Genomic DNA, 4,795 nt, shown 5'->3' on the forward strand with positions numbered 1-4,795 from the left:
CGGCCCATCAAAGCCAGCAGCGAGAAGATAAGGAATGCGCCCGACATGATCGATATGAACATGGGTCACGACAAGCGCTTTAATATGAGAAACTGGGAAGTCGATTTCAAGCTGGCTTTCACTCGACTGCCCAGAGGTCTCGGCCCCTTGAAACAATCCGCAATCAATCAGAATACCTTGTTGTTCAGAACTGTTTTTATCGGAAATTCGAAGCTCGTGACACGAACCCGTTACGCCATTCACCGCTCCGTGGTGTAGGATTTTCATTGTTTTGTCCACAGGGGCTTACACCCCTTTGCTGTTTAGATTAGGGATAACTAAAATTAATCACTGCCAAATAAATCCCGCGTGTAAACCTTCTCTTCCACGTCAGCCAGGTTTTCAGAACGACGGTTAGCAACGATAACATCAGAAAGCTTCTTGAACTCACTAAGGTCTTTAATCACACGAGAATGAAAGAACGAGTCTTCATTAAACGTAGGCTCATAAATAACGACTTCTATACCTTTTGCTTTTATTCGCTTCATAATCCCTTGTATAGCTGACGCCCTGAAATTATCTGAACCAGACTTCATGACCAAGCGGTAAACGCCTACCACTGTGGGGTTCTTTTTGATGATTGCATCTGCAATAAAGTCTTTTCGAGTCGTATTCGAATCAACAATCGCACGCACCAGGTTATTTGGAACATCCTTAAAGTTTGCCAATAGCTGCTTAGTATCTTTCGGTAAGCAATATCCACCATAACCAAATGAAGGGTTATTATAATGCCCTCCGATTCGTGGATCTAAGCTGACACCTTGGATAATCTGTTGAGTATCCAAACCATGGGATTCTGCATAGCTATCCAGCTCATTAAAATACGAAACACGCATAGCGAGATAAGTGTTAGAAAATAATTTAACCGCTTCAGCTTCTGTTGAATCAATAAATAGCGTATCGATATCTTCCTTGACTGCTCCTTGAGCGAGCAAAGCTGCAAATGTCTTTGCCAGTTCACTTTGTGAGCCAACAATAATTCGTGATGGGTATAGGTTGTCATGTAGTGCCTTCCCTTCTCGAAGAAACTCAGGAGAGAAAACGATATTGACTGTATCAAACTCGCTACGAACGCGTTTGGTAAAGCCAACAGGTACCGTAGACTTAATAATCATCATGGCGCTGGGGTTAATTTCAAGAACGTCTCGAATAACTGATTCAACAGATGAGGTATTAAAGTAATTGGTTTCCGTATCATAATCAGTCGGAGTAGCAATCACGACAAACGCTGCGTCTTTATAAGCTTCCTTTTTATCCAACGAAGCCTTGAAATTAAGTTCTTTATTTTGAAGAAAGTGCTCAATTTCCGGATCAAGAATAGGCGAACGCTTATCATTCAATAAAGCAACCTTGTTCTTGTCAATATCCAGGGCAACGACTTCATTATGCTGCGCCAGTAACATGGCATTTGATAGGCCGACATAGCCCGTCCCTGCGATTGCTATTTTCATTAACTCACCTGCTGTTGACTTAAGATATTTTATCTATGGCCATTATACTTGCGCCAATTCATAAAATCAGTAATAAGAATATAGGAGGTCGGTGAACCTTACTTTATCAGCCATATTAAATAGAGTTATGTCCTATATATTATAATATAGGCGCAATTATGACCGATAAACTAGACCCGTCAATGCTCCTCAAGCTGCTTAAGAAAGCCCCTGAATCTTTCGCGCTCTCTGATCTTCTTGAATTAATAAATAAGGCAATACTTTACGCTTAGGTGATACAAAGTTTATATTGCCTCCCCCCAAAACATCACAAATCAAATTCGTCGATGTCTTTGCTTACCTGATCCTGCAAGCGGGAAGGAAAGATTTTATTGATAGCCTTGCCGTAAGATAGGTGTGTTAACTGACTCCTTAGCAAACTTGCGACACTACGCGCCTGACTTTCATCTCGAACAGCTTTCACTCGGTCTCGATCAGGCTGTTTACTCACGTACCACTTGTGAAGCACAAAAGCACGAGGATCAATAGCGTTTAGCCGAACCGGCATCCCTTTTGAATCAAACACTATCTGTTCAAATGTTGGTGCAGATAGCACCCACTTTAGCGAATCAATTTCTACTGGCAACAAGTCACTATCATCAAGCAGACTTTCAAACTCACTTGCTTGCATTTGAGGTTTTCCCTGGGTGATAAAGTCAACTCGGTACTGCTGGGCATTCACTGCTGCAAACTCTCGTGGCGAATCACTAAGAGGCTGGAAGCTTTTATCCGTTTTCTGTAATAAACCTAACAATGAGCCTTGATCCAGGCTCGATACAACTTTTAGGCATTGGCGTGAGTCGAAGAGTACATCAATGTCTTGTGTCGCCAGATGATCTGAATTGAAGAGCACTCCTCCCGCAATTTCATAGGCATACATCGCATTGGTTTCGATTATTTTATGCGGAATAGATTGCTTTTGAAGAGCCCTAATTACCTTTGCACCTGCTACAGGAAAACGGTTCAAGCTAACAGCACGTAAAAAAGCAGCATGTATTTTTACTTGTTGAAGGGATAGCTTTTCACGACTAAGGGCAGCATTCTCATCACCCTCAAATTTAGCTTTAAGCTCTTCAGTCTCTGCATTACGCGCACCGAGAGAAATATTCTTGCCTCCCGTGTAGCCCCGATACAAGTACTGCTTACCTTTAATGACTTTCCAATGCATTGAACCAGTAAATTCGGACTTCCAGGCATCATCTCTTTTCCATGCCTCAAAGCTTTGCCGAGCATCGACAATAACCTTCGCCTGTTGATTGGATACTGAAAGAAATGACATAAGTGCACCGTTAACTTAATGGTATATTAATTAACTAATTTTATACCACAAAGAATTTAATATTAGTTAAATAAAAAGGGCGCCTATAAGCCTAGAAATAACAATACACGAATCCCTATATATGATGATACACTTAACCCTATAAAAGAAAATTCAACTAAACCTAGATTTCATATTGATTCTTATTCTATTGGGTAAATCACATGAACGAAGCCTCAAATAAGCTAGCTGGTTCACTAGAGAAGTTAAGTGAATTACAAAGTGCTGGTGTTGTCGCCATTCAAACGAAACAACTTAGTAGAGTTCATCGAGAGCGCTTGATTAAGCACGGGTTTATTCGAGAGGTGATACGGAGTTGGGAGTTAATTGGTTTCAGTAAGTGAGATTACCGAACGCTTACCAACGCACGCGCTATATTCCAACAGAATAATTTCAATCGAGTCTGACCCCATTGATTCACTTAACAACACAATAAACTTAGAAAAAATTAAATTTTCTTCTCTGTGTAGGCCGCAGGCCGCTCTGAGCCCTCTGTGGTGAACCGTCTTTTGTGTTTTGATCTTTAAGGAATAAACCAATAAACCACAGAGGACACCGAGCGCTTCGCTGCACAGAGGAAGAGATTAAGAAATACTAAAAACTTTTTGTCTTTTCTCGGTGTAGGCCGCAGGCCGCTCTGTGCCCTCGGTGGTGAACCTTCTTTTGTGTTTTGATCATTATGGGATAAACCGATGAACCACAGAGGACACCGGGCGCTTCGCTGCACAGAGGAAGAGATTAAGAAATACTAAAAACTTTTTGTCTTTTCTCGGTGTAGTCCGCAGGCCGCTCTGTGTCCTCGGTGGTGAACCGTCTTTTGTGTCTTAATCTTTAAGGGATAACCAGCCTGACCTCTTCCCCCAATAATTCCCGTAGCGCCTGTTTTAAAGCCCTCTTCGCGTCATCATCACCATGAACAATTCTTATTTCTGAAGGCTTAGCATTCATACCTTGCACTAAGTTCAGCAAGTCTTCCTGACCTGCATGCGCAGAGTAACCCGAGATCGTATGTACAGCGGCATTAATCGTATAGCGCTTACCCTCTAGCTCGACATAGCCATTTCGTGTCCCGTAAGTTTGAATATCTCGCCCTGCAGTTCCCTCAGCTTGATAACCTACAAACAGAATATCAGTACGCTTATCTTCAATTAAGGCTTTTAAATAATTAACAATACGTCCACCAGCACACATACCGCTAGCGGCGATCACAATGGCTGGGCGAGCCGTCTTTGCTAAATAATTCACTGTGTCGAGGTGAGTTTGATGATCATCTATCGTGAGTAAATTTTCAAATGACAGAGGGTGTCGACCCACGGCTACCCGACTTTGAGCCTCTGCATCCCAAAAAGGTTTTAGTTGTCGGTAGGTATCAGTAAAGTCGTTGGCCAAAGGTGAGTCGACTATCACTTCAAGCTCAGCCCAATTCAGCGCCCCCTGATCGGCTTTATCTTTAAGCTCATAGATCAATGACTCAAGTTCATACAATAGCTCCTGAGTGCGGCCGATACTGAACGCAGGAATCAAGACCACACCTCTGTCTTGAACAGCACTCTCGATCACTGCCTTAAGTCGCTGCCGACGAGAGCGTCGATCTTCATGATTCTTATCGCCATAAGTGCTTTCAATCACCAAGGTATCACATGCTTCAGGAGGCTTCGGCGCGGCTAACAAAGGAGAGTGAGGAGCGCCTAAATCACCCGAAAAGACAAGCCGATGCACTTCACCCTCTTGACTCACACGACACTCAACATAAGCAGAGCCAAGAATATGACCTGCTGGCTGTAAGCAAATATCTAAACCTTCAAAGACTGAATACAAATCACCATATTTGAGCGGCACAATACGCTGCTTAAGCACCGACATAAATTGTCGGATCATCTGTTTATTACGGGTGAAACCAATCTTCACCGCATCTTCCAGTACCAGCGGTAAAAGCACAGCCGACGGC

At 42.8% G+C, this 4,795-nt stretch carries 5 protein-coding genes; 1 reads left to right on the plus strand and 4 read right to left on the minus strand.

The genetic code is table 11. The annotated features are described in order from the left end of the window. The 3 genes from A3729_RS13380 to A3729_RS13390 all read right to left on the minus strand — a co-directional run. Positions 1–267 (minus strand): MBL fold metallo-hydrolase (locus A3729_RS13380; protein WP_156497944.1); only part of this gene is annotated, 267 nt, incomplete at its 3' end. 56 nt (positions 268–323) lie between these two features. Beyond that, on the minus strand, positions 324–1,490 hold the full coding sequence (locus A3729_RS13385; RefSeq protein WP_068633143.1) for a nucleotide sugar dehydrogenase: 1,167 nt from the start codon (positions 1,488–1,490) through the stop codon (positions 324–326). A gap of 307 nt (positions 1,491–1,797) precedes the next feature. Further along, entirely contained in the window at positions 1,798–2,808 is a 1,011-nt protein-coding gene (locus A3729_RS13390; protein ID WP_068633983.1) for a GSU2403 family nucleotidyltransferase fold protein, read from the minus strand. A gap of 203 nt (positions 2,809–3,011) precedes the next feature. Between A3729_RS13390 and A3729_RS13395 the strand changes: the two genes are divergently transcribed. Beyond that, positions 3,012–3,191, plus strand: a complete 180-nt coding sequence (locus tag A3729_RS13395) for a hypothetical protein (protein WP_068633984.1) — start codon at positions 3,012–3,014, stop codon at positions 3,189–3,191. 487 nt (positions 3,192–3,678) lie between these two features. On the opposite strand, the gene A3729_RS13400 is transcribed toward A3729_RS13395, so the two are convergent. Next, a partial coding sequence (locus tag A3729_RS13400) for an MBL fold metallo-hydrolase (protein ID WP_082882099.1) occupies positions 3,679–4,795 on the minus strand: 1,117 nt, incomplete at its 5' end.

The organism is Oleiphilus sp. HI0043, from assembly GCF_001634935.1.

Bases quoted from the DNA above. Each gene is read 5' to 3' on its own strand.
- A3729_RS13385 (WP_068633143.1), bottom strand. From the start codon at position 1,490: ATGAAAATAGCAATCGCAGGGACGGGCTATGTCGGCCTATCAAATGCC.
- A3729_RS13390 (WP_068633983.1), bottom strand. From the start codon at position 2,808: ATGTCATTTCTTTCAGTATCCAATCAACAGGCGAAGGTTATTGTCGAT.
- A3729_RS13395 (WP_068633984.1), top strand. From the start codon at position 3,012: ATGAACGAAGCCTCAAATAAGCTAGCTGGTTCACTAGAGAAGTTAAGT.